The sequence below is a fragment of the Nitrincola tibetensis genome, from assembly GCF_003284585.1.
Lineage (GTDB): Bacteria > Pseudomonadota > Gammaproteobacteria > Pseudomonadales > Balneatricaceae > Nitrincola > Nitrincola tibetensis.
In genome coordinates, this window is the sequence record NZ_QKRX01000002.1 from 219182 (window position 1) to 240612 (window position 21431).

21 protein-coding genes are annotated in these 21431 nt (G+C 45.1%); 12 read left to right on the plus strand and 9 right to left on the minus strand.

All coding sequences use genetic code 11. The annotated features are described in order from the left end of the window. Positions 1–10: 10 nt before the first annotated feature. Positions 11–718, plus strand: coding sequence for a dihydromonapterin reductase (gene folM, locus DN062_RS03200; protein WP_112157472.1), 708 nt, complete (start codon positions 11–13; stop codon positions 716–718). A gap of 3 nt (positions 719–721) precedes the next feature. Here folM and DN062_RS03205 read toward each other — a convergent pair whose 3' ends face one another. The 4 genes from DN062_RS03205 to rimO form a co-directional block, all read right to left on the minus strand. After that, positions 722–1561: an NAD-dependent protein deacetylase gene (locus DN062_RS03205; RefSeq protein WP_112157473.1), complete on the minus strand. Its 840-nt coding sequence runs from the start codon at positions 1559–1561 to the stop codon at positions 722–724. 30 nt (positions 1562–1591) lie between these two features. Continuing rightward, positions 1592–2674 (minus strand): methyl-accepting chemotaxis protein, encoded by a 1083-nt coding sequence (locus tag DN062_RS03210; RefSeq protein ID WP_112157475.1) that lies wholly within the window; start codon positions 2672–2674, stop codon positions 1592–1594. A 182-nt stretch (positions 2675–2856) separates the two neighbouring features. Continuing rightward, on the minus strand, positions 2857–3501 hold the full coding sequence (locus tag DN062_RS03215) for an LON peptidase substrate-binding domain-containing protein (RefSeq protein ID WP_112157477.1): 645 nt from the start codon (positions 3499–3501) through the stop codon (positions 2857–2859). 68 nt (positions 3502–3569) lie between these two features. Continuing rightward, complete coding sequence (gene rimO / locus DN062_RS03220) at positions 3570–4889, minus strand: 30S ribosomal protein S12 methylthiotransferase RimO (protein WP_112157479.1); 1320 nt, start codon at positions 4887–4889, stop codon at positions 3570–3572. A gap of 142 nt (positions 4890–5031) precedes the next feature. On the opposite strand from rimO, the gene DN062_RS03225 reads away from it, so the two are divergent. The 3 genes from DN062_RS03225 to DN062_RS03235 all read left to right on the plus strand — a co-directional run bounded on the left by DN062_RS03225 (position 5032) and on the right by DN062_RS03235 (position 6943). Continuing rightward, complete coding sequence (locus DN062_RS03225; protein WP_112157480.1) at positions 5032–5709, plus strand: DNA-binding protein; 678 nt, start codon at positions 5032–5034, stop codon at positions 5707–5709. A 44-nt stretch (positions 5710–5753) separates the two neighbouring features. Further along, positions 5754–6197, plus strand: a complete 444-nt coding sequence (locus DN062_RS03230; RefSeq protein WP_239995676.1) for a response regulator — start codon at positions 5754–5756, stop codon at positions 6195–6197. A gap of 71 nt (positions 6198–6268) precedes the next feature. Beyond that, the gene (locus DN062_RS03235) at positions 6269–6943 is read left to right on the plus strand and encodes a response regulator (RefSeq protein ID WP_112157482.1); all 675 of its coding nucleotides are present in this window, start codon (positions 6269–6271) and stop codon (positions 6941–6943) included. 13 nt (positions 6944–6956) lie between these two features. Here DN062_RS03235 and DN062_RS03240 read toward each other — a convergent pair whose 3' ends face one another. Genes DN062_RS03240 through DN062_RS03250 form a run of 3 tightly spaced genes read right to left on the minus strand, consistent with a single transcriptional unit; the run spans position 6957 to position 11921 of the window. Continuing rightward, complete coding sequence (locus DN062_RS03240) at positions 6957–9110, minus strand: CHASE2 domain-containing protein (protein WP_205126637.1); 2154 nt, start codon at positions 9108–9110, stop codon at positions 6957–6959. A 2-nt stretch (positions 9111–9112) separates the two neighbouring features. Continuing rightward, positions 9113–10480, minus strand: coding sequence for a tetratricopeptide repeat protein (locus tag DN062_RS03245; RefSeq protein WP_112157484.1), 1368 nt, complete (start codon positions 10478–10480; stop codon positions 9113–9115). 1 nt (position 10481) lies between these two features. Beyond that, the gene (locus DN062_RS03250; protein ID WP_112157486.1) at positions 10482–11921 is read right to left on the minus strand and encodes a FecR family protein; all 1440 of its coding nucleotides are present in this window, start codon (positions 11919–11921) and stop codon (positions 10482–10484) included. A gap of 234 nt (positions 11922–12155) precedes the next feature. Between DN062_RS03250 and DN062_RS03255 the strand changes: the two genes are divergently transcribed. The 6 genes from DN062_RS03255 (at position 12156) to DN062_RS19175 (ending at position 15919) form a co-directional block, all read left to right on the plus strand. After that, positions 12156–14324 carry a methyl-accepting chemotaxis protein gene (locus tag DN062_RS03255; protein WP_112157487.1) on the plus strand — a complete coding sequence of 723 codons (2169 nt, stop codon included), beginning with the start codon at positions 12156–12158 and terminating at the stop codon, positions 14322–14324. Between the two features lie 89 nt (positions 14325–14413). Further along, complete coding sequence (locus tag DN062_RS03260) at positions 14414–15073, plus strand: saccharopine dehydrogenase family protein (RefSeq protein ID WP_239995677.1); 660 nt, start codon at positions 14414–14416, stop codon at positions 15071–15073. A gap of 191 nt (positions 15074–15264) precedes the next feature. Next, positions 15265–15408 (plus strand): DUF2269 family protein, encoded by a 144-nt coding sequence (locus tag DN062_RS18780; RefSeq protein ID WP_239995678.1) that lies wholly within the window; start codon positions 15265–15267, stop codon positions 15406–15408. After that, a complete protein-coding gene (locus DN062_RS19170; protein WP_420811662.1) occupies positions 15408–15575 on the plus strand; it encodes a DUF2269 family protein in 168 nt (55 codons plus the stop codon). Before DN062_RS18780 ends, DN062_RS19170 begins: the two co-directional genes overlap by 1 nt. 9 nt (positions 15576–15584) lie before the next feature. Beyond that, a complete protein-coding gene (locus DN062_RS18785) occupies positions 15585–15755 on the plus strand; it encodes a hypothetical protein (RefSeq protein WP_239995679.1) in 171 nt (56 codons plus the stop codon). After that, positions 15752–15919 carry a DoxX-like family protein gene (locus DN062_RS19175; RefSeq protein WP_420811659.1) on the plus strand — a complete coding sequence of 56 codons (168 nt, stop codon included), beginning with the start codon at positions 15752–15754 and terminating at the stop codon, positions 15917–15919. Before DN062_RS18785 ends, DN062_RS19175 begins: the two co-directional genes overlap by 4 nt. A 449-nt stretch (positions 15920–16368) precedes the next feature. Here DN062_RS19175 and DN062_RS03275 read toward each other — a convergent pair whose 3' ends face one another. Continuing rightward, positions 16369–16887: a YqhA family protein gene (locus DN062_RS03275; protein ID WP_112157488.1), complete on the minus strand. Its 519-nt coding sequence runs from the start codon at positions 16885–16887 to the stop codon at positions 16369–16371. A gap of 262 nt (positions 16888–17149) precedes the next feature. Between DN062_RS03275 and DN062_RS03280 the strand changes: the two genes are divergently transcribed. Both DN062_RS03280 and DN062_RS03285 read left to right on the plus strand, forming a co-directional pair. Further along, positions 17150–17929, plus strand: a complete 780-nt coding sequence (locus DN062_RS03280) for a carbon-nitrogen hydrolase family protein (RefSeq protein ID WP_112157490.1) — start codon at positions 17150–17152, stop codon at positions 17927–17929. Positions 17930–17945: 16 nt separating this feature from the next. After that, a complete protein-coding gene (locus tag DN062_RS03285; protein WP_112157491.1) occupies positions 17946–19601 on the plus strand; it encodes a flavin monoamine oxidase family protein in 1656 nt (551 codons plus the stop codon). 7 nt (positions 19602–19608) lie between these two features. On the opposite strand, the gene ggt is transcribed toward DN062_RS03285, so the two are convergent. Beyond that, complete coding sequence (gene ggt, locus DN062_RS03290; protein ID WP_112157493.1) at positions 19609–21426, minus strand: gamma-glutamyltransferase; 1818 nt, start codon at positions 21424–21426, stop codon at positions 19609–19611. Between the last annotated feature and the right edge of the window lie 5 nt (positions 21427–21431).

A 21431-nucleotide genomic window follows, 5' to 3' on the forward strand; every position in this document is an offset into this window, starting at 1 on the left:
GGAGAGTCAATTGAGTAAGGTTGTTCTCATTACAGGGGTTGGGCGTCGATTAGGACTTGTTTTGTCAACTCGGCTTCTTGAACAGGGATGGCAGGTAATAGGCACTTATCGTACAGAAACGCCTGTGATTGAAACATTACGTAATTTGGGCATGGAGGCCTATAAAGTTGACTTTAAGATCCAGCAAGAAGTTAATGATTTTATTGGAAAAATTAAAGATAGACATGCAAGGTTAGATGCGCTAATCCACAACGCGTCTGACTGGCTACCTGAATCCGATACAGGTCGTCACTTTGAAACCATTGAGTATATGATGCAGGTGCACGTCAATGCGCCCTATGTCATGAATCTTGAGCTTAGTGCGTTACTGCAAGCCAGTGACGGTATGGCTGACATTATTCATGTAACCGATTATGTTGCAGAAAAGGGCAGCCAAAAGCATATCGCCTATGCCGCAAGTAAGGCGGCTTTGGCGAACATGACCTTGTCGTTTGCTCAGTTACTGGCACCCAAGGTTAAAGTGAATGCAATTGCACCGGCGTTGATGCTCTTCAATGAAACAGATGATAACCAATACAAAGTAAAAGCACGTGCAAAATCTATCCTGCAAAGAGAAGGCGGTGCAGATGAGTTCATTCGCGCTGTGGAATATTTGTTGGCAAGTACTTATGTTACAGGCAGGACGTTGCCATTAGATGGAGGACGTCACATCAAGTGATCATCATTTAATGAGTGCTAGAGTGGCGATCAGGGTCTGATCAATTTTAGCACTCAATTTTAAATGAGTAATATCATCCGCTCGTGTTTTTCCTAAGGTCAGGCTCGCAATTGGCTTATTCCATTCTTGCGCTCGTTTGCAAAAGCGATAACCCGAATAGACCATCAATGATGAGCCGATCACCAGCATCGCATCGCTGGCTTCAAGAGCCGATAATGCAGTTTCAACATGCTGCTTAGGCACATTGTCACCAAAAAAGACAACATCCGGTTTTAAAATTCCTCCGCATTTTGGGCAGTCTGGAACATCAAAGTTAGAAAAGTCTGTATCCAGGTCTGCATCGCCATCGGGGGCAGCTGTTGCTGTGAAATGCAAAAAATCAGGGTTAAGAAGGGCTGAGCGATGATGTATCTCGTCACGCGGACATTGAAAGCCACAATTCATGCAAATCGCACGGTCTGAGCGTCCATGCAGATCAATCACCTTTTGGCTGCCAGCAGCCTGATGCAGCCGATCAACATTCTGTGTCACCAATAAATGCAAATGTGTTAACTGCTCAAGCTCAGTCAAGGCTTGATGACAAGTGTTGGGCTTAGCGTCTCGTATAATCGGCCATCCAATTAAGCTTCGCCCCCAATAACGCTGACGCGTCGCTGCGCTGGTCATGAAGTCTTGGTGTTGGACGGGTTGCTTTCGCTTCCAGTCTCCTTTTTCGTCCCGATAATCTGGTATTCCAGAATCAGTGCTAACCCCCGCACCAGTCAGGATAAAAAGAGAGGGGTGGTCGTTGATAAATTCAGCTAATGCCAGCGCTGCATCTTGGTGATTCGTGATTTTGCGCATATAACCCTTTCGAATGATTCAACGATCTACTTAATTTTGCACGTCTTGCATCAAGCGATCAATACAACCTACTACGCGCTGGCTGGCAGACTCCATTGTTTTCAAATGCCTGACCATTGAAGCTGTATCCTGATTTTTTCCTGCTTCTAGAGCTAAGCGGCCTGACTGATGAACCTGCTTATGAGGTTGGTCGAGCTCTTTAAAACTCTGAAGATGAGCGTACTTACGTGCCCCGTAGCCTTCGAAATACCATTTTCCAAGGCGGCACTCTGTGTGTGCATTAACGGGCTGAGTAAATGCCTCAGCTTCAACATGTTGATAAATCTGATTTTTCCAAACTGCGTGATCCAACTTAACTGTATTTAAGAAGGCTGCCGTTGTGGCGTTGCTGATGATTTTTTGCATATGCTCTGAACGTGCAAGCACTTCATCTACGACACCATCAATCTGGGTAGAGGATGCTGATACATCCGTTGCACTTAGTTGATTTTGTTCTACTAATTTTTTTATTTCATCTGCTTGCTGCAAAACAAGTCTAACAAGCGATTCAATCTGGCCGCTGGCATCGCCAGCTTTAACGGCAAGCTGGCGAACCTCATCTGCGACAACAGCAAAGCCCCGACCCGCTTCACCCGCTCTTGCTGCCTCAATGGCTGCGTTTAAAGCGAGAAGGTTAGTTTGGTCAGAAATCTCTTTTATGCTTGAGACAAAGTGATTAATGGAGTTTGCCGTCTTGTCTAAAACAATCGCAGCATCCATGCTTTTTGAGGCGTAAGTATTTATATTGTTTGCACGTTGGCTTAAGGTTGAAAGTGCGGTGCGAGTTTGATCAAAGACATTGTCTAAATGTTTTAAAGACTTGCGCTCTTCAACTAATTGCTCAGCAGTGCTAGCTAAGCCCTGACGAATGGTTTCTAACATGCTGCCACCTTGAAGTTGGCATGCAATTATTTGAGAAGTGTCATCTCCAATACTTCTTAAGGACTGCAAGGTAGCTTCTTTTTGATCGAGCAGCTCTTTCAGTTCATTAATTTCAAGCAAATGCATTTCTCGTTCAGCTACAAGTTGACTTTGGAGTTGCTCAATAACAGCATTATTTTTATTAAACCACATACAAATTTGCACCTTAATCACGGAAGAGGAGTGGCAAGATTCTTCATGCAGGCTCATGTTTTAAAGCACAAGAGTAGTGTTTTAAGCAATGCTGCAGATTTCGGTTTATTATATACGGTGCTAGAGCAGCGTCTATTGAGCCTCGGCAAAAAAATGTCATATAAACGTCACATTTTCATGAACTAATGTCGAGAGATCTCTTTGTTTTCAGATGGGGTCTCCATTGCAAGATAGGTTTCCAACCAATCAAAGCGATCGTCAGGTTGTTCTATCTCAAGCAGAATTTGTTTATCCCTAGCAGGGAAAGGCATCACAGTGATTAGGCCATTCAGCATTTCTAAGCCATTTAAATGGGCGAGTGATCGGCGATCCAAAAATAAGTTTTTCGCCGAGGCATAGTTTTCTAGGTACTCGAGGAACGCCTGCTCACGACTGGGATTCAGGTTGAGCACGGCATCATAGTCCTTGCTAAAGCGTTGCCAGTCTACCTGACCGAGAATAAAACCCTCCTCGGTCAGAGTGGAGCCGATTAAATCAAATCGACATAGACCCGTTAACACAATTTCAATACTGCCTTCAGAAGTTTCATTAAAGAACTGAACACGACCTACACCGCCGACTCGAGCTAACTCTCCCGTCTCTTCATCCGGCTGTACCATGCCGATTAACCTTGACGTTTTCATTGAGTATTCGAGCATGGCTAAGTAGCGCGGCTCAAACAGATTGAGAGGAAGGCGCGCTCCTGGCATCAAAACGACATTATTAAGCGGAAAGAGCGGGATTTGCTCTGGAAGCTCAGTGAAAGGCGTTTTAAATAAAGTATGCATACGTCAGTTCTCTTAAACTTAACTCATTTCAAACGATTTATGGGGGTTTGGGTGTCTATTTTCAAGACTTACTCAACTAGGTCGGCCCATAAGTCATATTCATCCGCATCGACCACCCTTGCTTTCACAATCATTCCTGGTTGCAAGTGCGTTGCGTGATCAATAAACACCTGTCCATCGATTTCAGGAGCATCCGCTTTACTGCGACCAACAGCGCCTTCTTCAACAACTTCATCGATGATGACATCAATTAGACTGCCAATCTTTGCTTGAAGTTTAGCGGCACTGATCTTAGCTTGAACGGCCATAAAACGATCCCATCGTTCTTGCTTAATGTCATCGGGAACGGGGTCTGCAATTTCGTTGGCCGTCGCACCAGCAACAGGCGAGTATTGGAAGCATCCAACACGATCAAGCTGAGCTTCTTCTAAAAAGTCGAGCAGAACCTGGAAGTCTTCTTCGGTCTCACCTGGGAAGCCAACAATAAACGTACTACGGATAACCAGCTCTGGGCAGATCTCTTTCCAAGCACGAATGCGCTCAAGCGTGTTCTCTGCATGGGCTGGGCGTTTCATTGCTTTCAAGACGCGTGGGCTGGCATGCTGAAACGGAATGTCTAAATAAGGCAGTATTTTGCCTTGTGCCATTAAGGGGATGACTTTGTCGACTGAAGGGTAGGGGTAGACATAATGCAGTCTCACCCAGACACCTAACTCGCCAAGTGCCTCGGCCAGTTCAAGCAGGCGTGTTTTTACAGGGCGGCCTTTCCAGAAACTTAATGGGTACTTAAGATCCACGCCATAGGCACTGGTGTCCTGTGACACGATTAGCAGCTCTTTAACACCCGCAGTGACTAGGCGCTCTGCTTCATTCATTACTTCATCTGCTTTGCGAGAAACTAAGTCTCCGCGAAGCGAGGGTATGATGCAAAATGTACAGCGATGATTGCAGCCTTCACTAATTTTAACGTAGGCATAGTGCCGGGGGGTCAGCTTAATGCCTTGAGGTGGAACCAAATTGATAAATGGGTCGTGCGTTGCCTGATAGGGAGCGTGCTCATGGACCGCACCGACAACTGCCTCATAGGCTTGAGGGCCAGTTACAGTTAATACTTGGGGATGCAGCTCGCGAATTTCATCCGCGTTGACGCCCAAGCAGCCCGTTACAATAACGCGCCCATTTTCTTTAATTGCTTCACCAATGGCATCGAGTGATTCTGCTTTAGCGGAATCGATAAAGCCACATGTGTTGACTACAACAACGTCTGCGTTGTCGTAGGAGGAGGAAATTTCATATCCCTCTGTGCGAAGCTGAGTCAGGATTCGTTCAGAATCAACCAAAGCTTTAGGGCAGCCAAGACTGACAAAACCGACCTTAGGTGCGTTCATTGCGTAAAAACCCTCAAAAGAATAAAAGTGAATTTTACCGAAATCGCGCGTAACAGGCGATAGAGCGTCTAGCAGAAGTCTTAAATCGTGGTATTATTTTATTTTGATACATATCATTTAATACGTATTGTGTATTTTTAATATGAAAAAGCAAAGTAGTACGCGCGAAAAAGTATTTCAAGCGGCAGATGAGCTCTTGGCGCAGGGGATTAGACCCACGCAACAAAATGTTCGAGACCTCATCGGCAGCGGCAGTCTGACGACAATTAACAGCGCGCTGAACGACTGGTGGCAAACGCTTAGCCAGCGAATCACTAGACAGCAGTCTCATCCGGATTTGCCTGAGCCTGTGGTGCGATTGGCGAGCCAGGCATGGGATCGAGCGCTAGCCTATGCTGAGCAGGCCTTCAAAGAGCGTCAATCTGTCTTATTGCAAAAGCAGGCCGATCTTGAATCGTCGTTGAATCAAACGGTTCAAGGCAGCAGTAAGGCGCTGTCCGATCTTCAGCAGCAGTATGGCCAATTGCTCGAACGCTTTGCTCGAATGACAGAGGAGAAGCAGTCAGCGGAAGAGCAGCGATTTAAGTTAGAAGAACGTGTGTTTCGATTAACGATGGACCTGGAAAATCAAGCGCAGCAACGCAAACATGAGCATCAATTTCATTTGGCAACTGAGAATCAAATTGATGAAGTCATCGATGCTAGGGTTAAGATTAGAATTCAGGAAGAGGAAATTGAACGCCTTAAAAGAATCAATGAAAAATTGACGAATGAAAACGCGAAGTTGCGCCAAGCAATCTCAAAGGGGTCGGAGTTATAGCTTGATCTTTTAAATTAAATTATAAATTTTAGTGATTGAAAAATATGGATAAATTTATAAGCGCTGATAGCTCGGTCATGAAAGTAAGGTCTCTTTTCAGAGACGCTTGCAAGGGGGATGTATTTGTCTGCGATGATGAATATATTTTTCAAACAGCCAAAACGGCACTCGTTGCTGAAAAGGTGACGGGGGTGACAGTACAGCTGCTAGACCCTTCGGGATATGTCATTAAGCAGGTATCCAGTAAGCTCCGGACAGAGCAAAAGCGAAATGAACAGTTTAATGACCGCCAACTCGCCGTCATTAGCGCGCTGGAAAAAGTACTGGCGCACTGTAAAAAGGAAGGTATTCAGTTAATTGGCTTCAGCGATGAATTAGTGGCACAGCCTGCTCACTTAGATCCAAGGCAGGGCGTCTCTCCCTTTGCGCTCGATCTTGACACGCAAGGGGTCTATTGTGGGGCTGAAAGCTTAGGTGAAATGAATTAGCCGTCTACACACTGAGGCTTAGGCATGATATATTTGCCAGATAAATAAAACATTTGATTGATATATTGTGTATGGAGAAATGTCTGAGCTCAACTATTAAGCTCCTTCTTGTTGATGATCACTCCATCATCCGAGCAGGCTACCAGCAAATACTTCAAAAAGACCCTTCTGTTAGAGTTATAGCGGAAGCAGAATCAAGTTTTTGTGCGGTTGCAATTTATGCAAGAGTTCAGCCTGACGTCGTTGTTATGGATTTATCTATACCGCAAAAAAAAGATACGGATGAAGTCTCATCAACCTGTGGTATCGAGACAATTCGCAAAATCATCCAGCATGATGAAAACGCAAAAATTCTTGTACTAACTGCCTTGAGTGGCGATCCATACCCTTCTCAAGCCTTATCAGCCGGAGCCTTGGGTTATCTAACCAAGCATTGCGCTCCGAGCGAATTAATTGAAGCAGTGCGTAGTGTTTATGCTGGTCAGCGCTATTTATCAGCAGCGATTAAAGCCGAATTGAATACAGGAGAAGAAAGCACTAACTCCTTAACACGCTTGAGCCAAAGAGAGCTTGAGGTTTTTAGTATGCTGGCAGAAAGCCATCCCATTGCTAAAATAGCGGACGTCATGTGTTTAAGCCCTAAAACGGTTCATGCGCATCGCGCGAATATTTTACGTAAATTAGAGCTGAAGAATAATGCTGATATAGTGCGTCTTGCAGTACGCCAGGGGCTAATCGAGACCTAGAGCATACGGTTGGTTACTTTTCGGTCATGGTTAGCGTGCCGTTAAAGTTGTTTGGTGGGTAATTAATCGCCTCTAGACAATGCTGAATATACAGTTGATATAAATGCTGGGAATACAGTTCATCCAGACGAGCAAAGTGTGTTAAGGCCTGCTGAAAGCAACCCGTTTGAAATGCTTCCAGAGCAATGTTTAAGCACCTGTCCTCCTCTTCTGAATAGCTTTGCCAAGGTTGAGATGTCAAACCCAAGCACTCGTAAAACTTCACTGGATGGCTTTTGCCTTTTACATTTAAAAGACCTAAGGGGCGGAATAGATAAAGATCTTTCTGCTGTAATTCTCCATAGGTTGACTCTGTAAGGATTAACTGGCTTTTAAAGTATTTACACAACCCCTCTGTTCTTGAAGCAAGGTTTACCTCATCGCCGATACAGGTGTAATCTGAACGATCCTGTGATCCCATTTCTCCAACAATAGCAATACCTGTATTCAAGCCAATTCCGATACTCAAGGCTGGCAATCCTTCGTTAACAAAGTCAGCGTTAAGTTGTTTAAGTGCTTGAATTTGTTCAATTGCAGAACTTAGGGCATGATCCGCATGCTGTGCATCGTCCATCGGTGCATTCCAGTAGGCCATAATGGCGTCGCCTATCAGCTTATCAATGGTTCCATTTTTGTGTGTAATCCTATCGATCATACAACTCATATAGCGATTGAGCAGGGTGACCAGCTCTCTGGCAGAGCCAATAGACTCAGACAGTTGTGTGAACCCGCGAATATCGCTAAAAAAAATAGTGATGTAGCGCTCCGAGCCCTCTAGCATTAAATTGGGATGGGTTAAAAGTTCATCTACAATCTCCTTAGAGACTTTGCGCTCAAAGCGTTGGCGAATAAAGTTTTTTTGTTTTTGATCTTGGTGATGATTCAGCAAAGTACCCAGTACAAAATGATTGATTAATAGCAAGGAAGGGGTGAGTGTTGTGAATATAAGCCCTTGTTGACTCAATAAGTAGTAGTGAAGAACAAGTAAAAGCATTAAGCCGATAAGCGCTAAGAAGGCAGAGACGAGAGTGCTTGATAAGCATAAAATGAAGGTTCCACCCGTTGCAATAATAAGCAAGGTGATGAAATCTACACCCAAGGACCAGCTAGGCTTGCTAATGAAATCCTGATTCAGAATATTGTCAATCACCGTGGCATGGACTTCTACGCCTGGATAGACTGAGTCTAGAGGGGTGCTTCTTAAATCCAGCAAGCCTGCGGCAGACGTTCCGACAAGTACGACGCTTCCTTCAAGTGAAAACGCTTCGGGTCGAGTTAAAATATCAACAGCAGAAATATATGGATATTGAAATGAAGGGCCTCGATAGTTGACGGCCAATCGCCCATAGATATCGGTCGGAATTTCGAGTGAATCTAGCAATAGGTTTTCAACGAATTGATGATGATATTTCAATTGTATGCGTTGCGCTCCCACTCCCAATCGGGCTATTTCCATCGCTAAAGAAGGGTAAATGCTCCCGTCATACTCCATAACCAGAGGCAGGTGTCGTATGGTTCCATCAATATCAGGAAGCGTGTTGATATATCCGCTAAATAACCCCTCAATATGTGTTTGAGGTAGGCTTAAAATAGGCCTATGAGGCTTTAATACTAAAGAGTGAGACGGCTTGTTACTTTCAAGGATGATTGCATGGGAGTCTGGGCTGTGGTCGCTGACCAGTTGATCATTTTCCATAACAAACACGTAACCAAGGACCGTAGGTGTTTCTACAATAGCCTCGTTGAGGATTTCGTCGTAGTCCGGTAATGCTTCAATGTCTAAGGGAAGATTAAGGTTTTGAAGAATGCGCCGTGGTGATGCGTTATCAGGTTCAGCAAAGACGATATCCAAGCCAATGATTGCAACCCCACTATCGCGTAAATTGAGTAGCAGTTCAGCGACGCGATTGCGAGGCCAAGGCCATTGTCCAATCTCTTGTAAGCTACGCTCGTCAATGTCGATAATGGCGATTCGGGGGTCGACAGGCTGTTGGCCACGAATAGTCAGCATTTGGTCGTTTAGTTTGAGTTCAAACGTGCTCAAAATCTGTGGCGGATACAGCTGCAATACACTGAACATGCAGAGCAGCATAAAGGATAAGGCAATGTGTAACTTTATCTGCCGCACATTTAAAACCTAAGGATGTAATTTATACTCACCAATGTTTTGTCGTAGCTGTTAGGTTTTTGGTTTGATCGGCGTCGATGCTCAGAGACAGCAAAACTGAGCGCACTGTTACTGTCTAAGGAGTAAAGTAAAGATGCGTCAAGCCGCTTAAGCGTATCGGAGCGGGTATTGGCAAATAATACATCACGTTGTTTGTAATCTGTTTCCTGATAGGTGAACCCGAGGCTGGCGCGTAAGGTTTGCGAAAGTGGGTGTGACAGCTCTGTTCGTAATGTCCACATTTCATAGGAGGCCGGATCGCTCGTGTGACGATGTGAGTTGCGTTGATCGCGATGTTCAAAATCCACTCCGATGACGCCCCGTGTTGATTTTGGCCCAAACAAGGCTTGCAGCTCAGCGCCTATTTGATTAGACCAAGCATCACGATTCTGCCTAGGGGAGGCGTATTTTAGAAGGCTAGCTCGATAATAACTGAGAAACTGAACCCGAGGATTAATAACTCTGTGGTATTGCAATCCGGTTCCAGAGACGTTTAAGTATTGATCATAGTCTAACATAATGTTTTCTGTGAAAAAGGGGATACCAAGTTTGTATTTATCAGTTGCGACAGTTGGTGTAATTGAACCTGAAATGTAAAATAAGTCGTTGTTGTGAACATTCTTGTGATTACGATTTAGCAGTACTAGCTGATTATCTAAGTACCACCCACCTCTGAGTCCAAAATCATAAGTGTGATCAAAGCGAAGGGCTTGCGTAAATCCAAAATCCTCCTGTTCGCCTTGGCCAGACAGGCTAATATTACCTAAGCCTGGTAGCTGAAAATTTGCAGAGCTGCCTATGTCATTGTTTGCATTGTCATCATACTGCACACCAAGCATTAAGGTGGTGGCAAGGTGATGGCGATTCTGACGTGTATTAACAAGTGCTAAGAAGTCTTCAGCTTGTGCCTTAATTGTTTCTGGAAGGGGTTGATTCAGGGCTTTTTCAACTTCGCCTGCAGCCAGTGCGTATTGCTTTAGCTCATAGTACAATCGCGCCATTTCAAGCAGGGCGGGAGCATTGTTAGGCTCTATAATCAATGCTCTATCTAATGAAGTTAATGCTTCGTCATACATGCCTTGTGCCATGGCCGCTCTTGCCATCATGACATTAACAGCTAGGCTATCCGGCATGAGGGGAAATATTTTTTCAAACAATTCATAGGCTTTTTGATGCTGCCCTTGCTCCAGGTTTTTGACTGCCTCGTAGTAGTGATTAAGGGTTTCTTGCGAATGCTCAGTGTTTGACTTCAATGGTAGGGCGTCTGAGTGAGCAAAGCCTGTGATGCAAGAGAGTAATAAGCAAGGCAAAATCAGCTGTGTTTTTTTCATGTTATTTTTCCGCCCTAATAACACCAAGTGCTTGTATTTGATTTGCAGTGTCTATCATATTGAAGAAGCCACCCAAGCTCTGAGCTTCGGGGCCAAAAAAACTACCGACAAGGTTTCCCTGAATTGCTTGTTCGATTTCATTAAGAATAAAGGTATAGGTGGCACTGTTTTTATTAACAGTGCCATTTTCTAGTGATACATCCCAATTAAAGCCATTACTGGTTTCGAAGCGCATAAAGCCTGTATGCTCGTTGGTGCCAAAGTTGAATGTTAGTTCAGTTTTGTTAAGCGTATTTTCCAGTATTGTGTGAGGAGGAACGTCGACAAAACCGTAGTAGACATGACCTTTAGCCTTGCCTTCAAACTGATAAATTTGATTTGTCAGAGAGTTCAGGTGATTAATAGCATTCAAGCGTTCAACACCAGCCACCCAAGCTCCACCATCCCACAGTCCCCACTTAGAGTAGTTGTCGGCGGCATCAGGAAGGTCGCCCACTGGAGGGGTAAAAGGCATGGCCAAAAAGTCCGCATTTATGGCTGAGTACCACCAATTTAAGGGATTCACATTAACGGGAGGAGGATTGGTAGGTGTCGTCGGTATGGTCGCCAGTGTATCATCGAAGCTGTCTTGACTCACTTGCGTACCTAAAACATCGCCCACGCTAGTAGGCTCTTGAATCGATGGGGTCGTTTGTAGGTCGCTCAACGTGTTCAGGCCCTCCAGTGAGGTTGTCGTCTGAAGGCTGCTATCGGTTGTCGGTACTTGATTGGCTAAAGAAGTGCTTTCTGACGATCTTTGTGTTTGTGTATCAGAAAGTAAATTGGCGGAAGGTGGTGGGCTCGTTGGATCGGTATTGAGCTCTTCGCCAATCTCTGGAATTAGATCAGATGCAGGTGTTGGTGTAATGCCTGCAAGCACTCGCGTATACTGGCCAGAAGGGACATCAACGCTTGCGCCAGTAATGCTTTCTATCACATAAATCTGTCCCCGCAAGGTTGCAAACAACTCAAAATCCGGCGTCACTTTTCCTGAAATGATTGTGCCTCGTATCCCAACGGTTGCTGTGCGCGTTCCTAGTCGAAAGCTTTCTGGATTTTGCCGGGCAATACGCCCTGTAATTGCTTTAAACGTCCCTTGGGCAATGTTCATTGACACTTTTGGAGTGCCAATCTCCGTAAACTCATCAATCTGTAATTCTGTGTTCCCACCAACAGAGATCACAGTGCCATCATTCAGTACTATTTGAGCTCGTGCGCTTTGTGCCGTCACAAAAATATCTTTTGTCTCAAGAAGGCTTCCTGTTTGTGCTTGGAGAGAAAGGTTGTCTCTTTGAATGACGGCGTCTCCACTCAGGAGGCTTACTGTGCCAACCGCCGCATAACAAGTGAGAAAACTCAGCATTGCATAAAAAACAGAAACCATAAATGCTAATTTAAACATATCGAATATACCTGATTGTTTGAGTGAGCACGATCAATGTGTAATTCCACTCTATAAAATATGTGTATTATTGTAAAAACGAAAGTAAAAAACGCTGTTTTTTACTATTAGAGAGAAAAAAGTTTTGCATATGCGTTTCAAACACAAGATAACAGAAATAAACTGTTAACGGCTAAGCGTTTTTGGGTCTTTCTGTTATATTAATCTAAACTATTGTCATAAGGTTATTGTGCTATGGCGCAGACGTTAAGTGTTCGGCTCATTATTAATCTTCTATTTGGATTGATGCTTGGAATCTTGCTGCTAACGGGTGGTTTTGCATATTTTAGTGCAAATAAGCTAAGCGGTGATTTGAACTACTTACAGTCCGAGACATCTAGCGTAGCGGCCAGTCTCTCGCAATCAGTTGAAGCATTAACGCAAATGGAACAGCAAGTTAAGCAATTAGCAGGAGCGCAGGCTTCCGTATCAGCCTTGCAAGGGTTGCAGACAAGACTTGATGCTACTGGGCAGGCAAGTGGTGAGATAGATGCGGGACTGAGTCAGCTAAGACAGGTTTCAGCCCAGCAAAACGAAAGCTTAATTCAAATTAGCGAAGTAACGGGCCATATTGCAACCAATCTTGAGTTGGTTTCTGGTCCGTTGCACACCATGATTACGGCTGCACAGCAAATTAATCAGCAGTCGCTACAGGCACTCATCGATTTTTATAAACTAGGACGAAATGAACCTAACGCATTAGCTTCGCTTGAAGAAAGTCTGCAGCAGGTATATCGCGGTACATCAACAATGACAGCAGCGATGTTTAATGTGGATCAAAGTGATGATACACGTAATGTCTTGGTTGATGTTCGACGTGAATTAAGACCTCTTCGTAGTCAAGTGCGTCGTTATGCAGGCCTCGAAGAATTCTTTGAAAGAGAGACATTGGCTACTGAAATTATTGCGGCGCTTGAGGAGTTGATACGATTATCTGTTCGTATTCAAACAGGCAGCTTAGAATTGGCCAATCGAACAGCCGCTGAAGCAAATGATTTGGCTAAGCAAACACAAGCCGCAACCAGCGCGCAACTTGAAGCTAGCGCTAACTCAACCAACGTGTTGGATCATGCGCTTAAGCTGATTAATCAATCCAATGACAGTTATCGTTTGGTTATCGGTGATTTGTCATCGTCTGTTCAGCAATTATCTGTTTCTTTGCAAAGCATTCCAGAAGTAGAACGTCAGATTGATGCGTCTCTGGCGGCCATGCAGCGTGCAATTGCATCTGACCAGGTTGAACGTATTGATCAAGCTGAAAACCGCGCTCTGCAAGCTCAACGCAATGCCGAAACGGTCCCTCTGATTTTGCTGGCGTTTATTTTTATTGCACTTATTGTTAGCGTAACCATTGGCTTGTTATTGCAGCGCTTATTGGTAAAACCCTTGGCTAGCTTTGTAAGTGGCGTTCGCCGTGTGACAGACAACGATTTAACGTCTCAGGTGAGTGATGCAGGTGCAATAGGTGAGTTAAAATCGGTTATTGCTTCAGTAAATGCGATGATTAAGAGTTTGCGCCAAAATGTTCTGGATATGAAGCAGTCAGGTCTGAGCATTAGCGAAAGTGCAAAAATGATGACCAATACGTCCAATAAAACTCGCGATGCGCTTGAGCAGCAGGCTCAAGGTGAGCAAGCGATTATCAACTCAACCGGTGCTTTGGCTGAAATGGTTCGTTCAGTTGCTAGCAGTGGTGAGTTAGCAGGGGAGCAGGCACACTCAGCAAACCAGCTCATTCAAGATAGCCAGAAAGACATCGAAAATGCCAAGCGTGAAATGGCCAGTCTTGCTGAAACGGTTAATCACTCTAATGAGGTTATTCAGTCGCTTAAACAGCAGAGTGACGATATTGGGAAAGTCATCAGCGTTATACAAAATGTTTCGGGGCAAACCAATTTGCTTGCATTGAATGCTGCAATTGAAGCCGCTCGAGCGGGAGAAAATGGACGTGGATTTGCAGTGGTGGCCGATGAAGTCAGGCAGTTGGCGCAACGGACAAGTGATGCAACGATTGAAATACGCGAACTGATTGAGCAAATTCAAGCACGTGCGGATCTTGGTGTACAATCCATGACCCAAGGCTTGGCGCAAGTTGCAAAAAATACACAAGCAACGGAGTCCGTTGCTCAGTCGCTTGAATCTGTGATAAAACAAGTGGCAACCATTAGTCGCTTGAATTTAGAAATTGGAAAGCACACTCGCTCTCAACTCCAGCAGCTAGGAACTATTGAGGCAGGGGTTGAAAGCGTTCGCCAACAATCAGAGCAAGCCAGCGAAGCCGTTTTGGATAATGTGAGAGCCAGTAAAAGTCTCAATGTCACAGCCGGTACGCTAGAGGACTTGGTTAAACGCTTTACAATTTAACCTCAGGGAGTGAGTCGTGTTTCAGTTTATTCAGGATGAAAGATAGTGAGTCAAGGGCTCTTGTTATGGATTCGACAGGGTCTTTTGCCATGAAAAAAATCGAGAAAAGAGTCGTAATTCTTGGCGGTTATGGGAACTTCGGTAAACGTATAGCTGAGAGTTTGTCCGTATTATCGGGCATCAAAATTATTATCGCGGGACGAAGCATCCACAAAGCGCAAGATATGTGTCAAAAGCTGTCTTTATTGGGAGTTGATGCATCGCTAGAGTCCGCATTCATTGATATTCACACACCAGAGTTTATTCAAACACTAAGAGCTTTATCGCCTGATCTTGTAATCCATACAGGCGGTCCTTTTCAAGGGCAAGATTACCGTGTTGCAAGCGCCTGCATAGGTTTAGGCAGTCATTACATAGATTTAGCGGATGACCGTCGTTTTGTCTGCGATATTACTTCACTTCATGATCAAGCCTGTGCACAGAATGTCTTGATTGTATCAGGAGCGAGTTCAGTGCCTGGCCTTTCTTCTGTGGTTGTCGATTGTTTTGCTCAGCAGTTTTCAACGCTTGAAGAAATCGATTTTGCTATAGCGCCAGGCAATCAAGCTGAGCGTGGTGAAGCCACTGTGAACGGCATTCTTTCGTATACTGGTCATCCATTTTTAGTGCTTAATAAAGGTAAGTGGATCAACGAATATGCAGATAAATCTGTTTGGTTTAGACCAAAATCGCCAGAAAATGCACATTAAATGGACGCTATGTGCTGAGAAGGGGATAGGGCCTTATATACCTACGCTTTCGGCAATCATTCTTGCAAAGAAATTGCTAGCTGAGACCATAGATCTAAGAGGTGCAACGCCTTGCTTGGGGTTGTACACCTTGGACGAGTTTGATACCGAAGCTACGTCATTAGGAATCTACCATCAAACAGAGGTGAACCTTGGATAGCTATCTCTTCTTAAAGCTGATTCATATTTTGAGTGCTGTGGTGGTTGCTGGAACGGGAACAGGTATTGCCTTTTTTATGTTTATGGCAAGCCGTTCTTCGAATTTATTGGTATCTGCTGGGTCTCAGTCATCTTAATTCAATACAAGCTCAAAAAGCTTGCAGATGCGTCTTTGATAACGGGCGCGCTCGATCCCAGTTTTAAGAAAATGATGCGATTATGGACTGCACTCGGTGTGCCAGCATTTGCATCTATACTGCTTATTTTTTGGCTGATGGTATTCAAGCCATTTCCAGTTGCTTAAGGGGGTTGAGTGTCCTCAAATATGTATCTTGCCGCAAGGCTGAGCCTAAGCTTTCTTTGGGTATTCACAGGCATCACGTCAGAGTTCTTTGCGAAGGAAATAGGATACGAAGTGTTAGCGAATGCTGGAATTATTGGTGCTTTAGCCGACATCAGTAGCTCTGCTACTGGTTGCAAATGATCGTGATCGCTACTTACACATTGTTATTAACGGTTATTGACCCAAGCTTTTGGATTCATCCTTTTGGTCCACTGACAAAAAACGTGCCGATACTTGTGATGATTTATGGTTTATATGCACATGAGTGCTCAAGGCTGAGGCAAGTAGAAAGAGTTAGGAGCTAAGATGTTTGCACATATTTTTGTGCGATCTGCTTATATCGTGAGGCTTCAGTTTTTACCGCCCAAATACGACGTAAAGTGAGTGATTTTTCACTTAGTTTCACCCCATATAAAGTTTCGTATAATATATATTATGTTAAATTGACTATCTTGGATTGGAGGTTCGTGCTGCTTCGCTTGTGTAATTTCCGGTTCAACTCTGAATTAATTCAGCCCTATCGGAAACTTTGGTGGTTGGGTTTGGGTTGATTATGCTGGATGAGTTGACGTGCCTTACATTTGAGATGTGATCGGTTCCAGTGTTAACACCATAAGCAACTAAATGTGTGATGAGTTTGCTTATGGTGTCTTTACCTTTTGATGTTTTCGATAGCATCACAGAGATTAATGAGCATTACTAATGATGACAGGCGCACCTTTCTATCTATCTATCTATCTATCTATCTATCTATCTATGCTTTTTTACTATGACTTAAATTCATCAGATAAACAGACGCCGCTAATGCGAAAACCGATAAAGCCAAGTATATTGCATCCAGTGGAGTAGTAAACCGAATGTCTACCACTGCTCTGAAAAATTCGATTATCACTGCAAGAATCACTACCCGGACGATCTTATCCTTTAACTCATCAAATGTCTGGATATTGAATGGATGAGCAACTCCACTTCCTTCCGACTCATCTATCGGCGAAATGAATAGCCTGTATGACCCTGCACCAAACATCAGCAAAACGACCGCTACCAGATAAATATCAACGGCTAAGATGATATCGGTAATGATAAAATCATGAATATCCTGGTCACTCGACCCAAGATAGTATTCAAATGTCATCCACGCCACTTTGAAAATATCCATCGTTCCAACGACGAAAAGCACCAATGATCCTAACAAGCTAGAAACAACTGCGATTAGAACCAGAAATCGTGAATTCCACAATATTTTTTCTAGAACAATTTCGACCTGCTTCATCGTCAAAAAACCTTTATGTTTACTCAGCTTTTATAAGCTGATTAAGTTTATTTAAAATAACCAGCTGATAATGGCTGAATAGTTAGAATCTTATAACATTTTTACTATACGTTATAGCCTCACAGGAACATCAGTTGTTCCAGCTATTTAGCCATAAAGTTAAAGCTTTGATTGATGATGTTTCGATAGCGAGGTAACAACCTAGATCTTCTACTATCCTATAACCATACTCAAACCCAACAATCCTGCTAAGGACATAACCATGAGAATCGCTGTAGCTCAGACCTCTCCTACGGCTCTGATGGATACCGAGCTTTATGGCCTAGAAGCCTTATGCGAAGAAGCCGCTCAACAAGGCGCGGATATACTCGTAACCCCTGAAATGGGATTAACTGGCTATGAGGTCCCTCTAGAAGCACTTTCGAGCCTAGCGCTCTTTGTTGACGATGCAATATTGCAAAAGGCCCGAACACTTGCAAAAACCTACCAGCTTGCCATCGTGCTTGGATATGCAGAGACGGATGAACTAGGGCACTTCTATAACTCGGCACAATTCATTTCGGCTGAAGGTGAATGCCTGCAAAATTATCGTAAAACACATCTGTATGGCGACTTAGATAAAAGCCGTTTTACTGCAGGGCTTCAATTATTGGCACCCGTCACATATAGAGATTTTAAAATAAGTTTAGCGATTTGCTACGATGTCGAATTTCCTGAGCTTGTCCGCTGGCATCGATGCCAAGGTGCGGATGTATTGCTTGTCCCAACGGCTAACATGCACCCCTTCACGACGGTCGCTACACACATGGTACCCAGCCGTTCAATGGAAAACGGCATGGTGATCGCCTACGCTAATTACACAGGTTTAGGGTGTTCGATCGATTATTGCGGGAGATCCTCCATCTGCGCTGCCGATGGTCAGTGTTTAGCAACACTTGAAGATAGCACGGGTATGTTAATCGCAGATGTCCATCAAAAAGACATCGAAACGGCTCGTCGGGAAATGCCTTACTTACTTGACCGGCGTTTAGACCTTTACTGATCTTGGAGATGAACACATGGATGCCCCTTTTTCAATGTACGGCCCTGACTTTCCGTTTGCCTATGACCACTGGTTGGAGCATCCCGAAGGTTTGGGCAAGATACCGGTTAATCGCCATGGTGCAAAGGTTGCAATCATTGGTGCGGGCATAGCGGGCTTGGTGTGCGGTTATGAATTGATGCGTATGGGCCTTCGTCCGGTTTTTTACGAATCGGGGCAACTAGGAGGGCGTCTTCGCTCGGCATCGTTTGAGGGTGCAGAGCACATGATTGCAGAATTAGGCGGAATGCGCTTTCCAACTTCTTCACGCAGTTTTTATCACTATTTAGACTTGATGAATTTGAAGACAGCGCCCTTCCCTAATCCCCTCACCCCCGCGGCTGGCTCAACCGTTATTGAGTTAGAGGGAGAGCGGTTTTATGCGAAAACGCTTTCGGATTTACCACCTATTTTTCAAGAAGTCGCGCAGGCCTATGATTCTGCCTTAGAAGAAGGTGCTCACTTTAGTTCGCTCCAGGCAGCGATACAACGCCGAGACCCAAATACCATCAAAGCCATCTGGAATCCGTTGGTAAAGGCATGGGATGAACGCACTTTTTATGATTTCATTACCACCTCCAAGGCATTTCGTCATTTGAGTTTTCGTCACCGTGAAATATTTGGCCAAGTTGGTTTTGGTACAGGGGGATGGGACTCAGACTTTTCAAACACCATGCTGGAAATTCTGCGTGTCAATGTGACGGCGTGCGATACAGATCAGCATTTAGTGATAGGGGGTGTTGAGCAATTGCCAAAACGCTTGTGGTCTCATGAGCCTGAAGATCTATCCTATTGGCCAAGTGGCACCTCCTTACAAAAGCTTAACCAAGGTGCACCAAGACCTGGAGCTGCAAAGCTCTTTCGCGCTCATGACGATCTGTATGTAACGGATCGACGCGGTCATACAGACCGCTTTGATGCCATCGTATGCACGTGCCAGAGTTGGCTGTTGACGACAGCTATTGATACTCAAGAAAGTTTATTTAGTCAGCCATTGTGGATGGCACTGGACCGAACCCGTTATATGCAGTCAGCAAAAACCTTTGTTATGGTTGATCGCCCTTTCTGGAAAGATACACACCCGGAAACGGGTGAAGATTTAATGTCGATGACGTTAACGGATCGCTTAACCCGAGGCACTTATTTATTTGATCACGGCCCTGATCAACCCGGTGTAATGTGTTTAAGCTATTCGTGGATGAGTGACGCGCTAAAGGTGTTACCGCTGGATGCCGAAAAACGGACGGTATTGGCACTGAGCGCGCTGTCTAAAATTTATCCCGATGTTGATATCAAGTCGCATATTCGCAGCAATCCAATAACCGTCAGCTGGGAAAATGATCCCAACTTTTTAGGCGCATTCAAAGGCGCGCTACCTGGGCATTATCGCTATAACCACAGAATGTATGGACACTTTATGCAACAAACGCTCTCGCCGGATCATAAGGGTGTGTTTCTAGCAGGTGATGATATTAGTTGGACACCCGCATGGGCTGAAGGCGCTGTACAGACAGCGCTCAATGCCGTTTGGGGTGTGATGAATCATTTTGGCGGGCAGTCGTCTTTGGCAAACCCTGGCCCCGGAGATGTATATCCCGTATGGGGCCCAATCGACTTAGACGAACTGCCTTAGCGGGGGATTACTCCCCCATCACCACGCCCTCTCTGCGTGGATCAGCCCCGCTGAAATAACCAGATTCATCTTTTTGAATGGCTTGTAACCCACTAGTTAAATCACGCTCTACAACCTCATGGCCTTTGGCTTCTAGTGCATGGCGTGTTGCGTCCGGGAAGCGCTCGGCTTCAAGCAAGGTGGGCCCATTGAAACTAAGCGCATGGGGAAGACTGATTGCATCTTGTGCATTCAGCCCCCAATCCAACATGGCAATCAAGGTACGCGCTGTATAATGAATAATCGCAGCGCCCCCTGGTGATCCTAAGCTTGCGACAAACTCACCCGTCTCGCGATCAAAGACAAGGGTTGGACTCATGCTGGAACGAGGACGTTTTCCTGGCTCGACGCGATTCGCGATTAGACGCCCATGCTCATCTGTGGGCTGAAATGAAAAGTCAGTGAGTTCATTGTTGAGCAAATAGCCACCAGCAAGCCCTGTTCCTCCATCCACAAGCATTCTTGAGCCAAAGGCAGCCTCTATGGTGGTGGTCATTGCTAATGCATGGCCCTGCTGATCGACAATACTAATATGGCTGGTGCCGTATTCGGGTTGGTCTGGCATGCTGACAAAGCTCACCTCCCAAGCACCGGGATTGCCAGCCTCAGCTCTTCCCATTGAAGACTCACCGATTAAGTTGGCACGCTGCGCCAAATAGTCGGGTGACACTAAGGACTCCCACTGATTGCCTGGTGCTGGCACGAAGTCTGGATCAGCGATATAGAGTGCTCGATCCGCAAAGCTTAAGCGTGATGCTTCCGTAAAGTTATGCAGCCATTCGACACTGATCAGATCATTCTCGTATGCGGGCGTCATCATCGGCCGCTGCTCTAAAATACCGAGTATTTGCATAAGTGTTAGATGACCTGATGAAGGCGGCGGAAAACCACAGACGCGATAGACTTTCCAATCGGTACAAATCGGGGCTCGCACAATGGGTTCATACGCAGCCAAATCATCTAGACTGATAGCACCAGCATAGGTCGGATGTTGCTGGACCTGCTCAACTAAATTAGAAGCAATCTCGCCTGAGTAAAAAGCATCACTGTCCTGTTCCGCTAGTGTTTTAAAAATAGCAGCCAGAGCTGGGTTTTTTAGATGATGCCCAATGGGCAAAGGATTTTGTTGCGTGTCGTAGTAAAAGGAGGCGGCTGCAGGATTGAGTTTCAGAGCGCTTTCATTGGCCAGCAGACCTTGTAGGCGTGGACTGATAGGAAAGCCTTGTTCAGCTAAGGTAATCGCAGGAATAAAAAGCTCAGCCCAAGGCAAATTACCGTGCTCTTTATGCGCTTGCTCAAGCATGCGCAACACACCCGGCACACCAACAGATAAGCCGCTGGCGGCTGCATCCATAAAGCTTAACGCATCTCCTGATTCCGTTAAAAACAGCTCGGGAGTAACCTCTGCAGGTGCTGTTTCCCGCCCATCATATGCCAGCACTTGCTCGCCATCATAATACATTAAAAATGCACCGCCCCCGATACCGCTGGATTGAGGCTCAACTAGGGTTAACACCATTTGAACCGCAATTGCTGCATCTAAAGCCGATCCACCCGCCTTAATGATTTGATAGCCAGCATCGGTTGCCAAGGGGTTTGCCGCTGCGACAGCGAAGGTCTCAGTTTTCCAGCCAGGCTTTTCCTGATAACCAGTGGCCGCTTCCGGCTGTATCGGAATTTGGTAACGAAGACCTGTATCAGCAACAAGGCCTGATGCACTGAGCAAGAGACTGGTCAGTGCAAGTGTCTTTAATGGAAATCGTGCAGAAAATGAAGTAATTGGCATGCGTC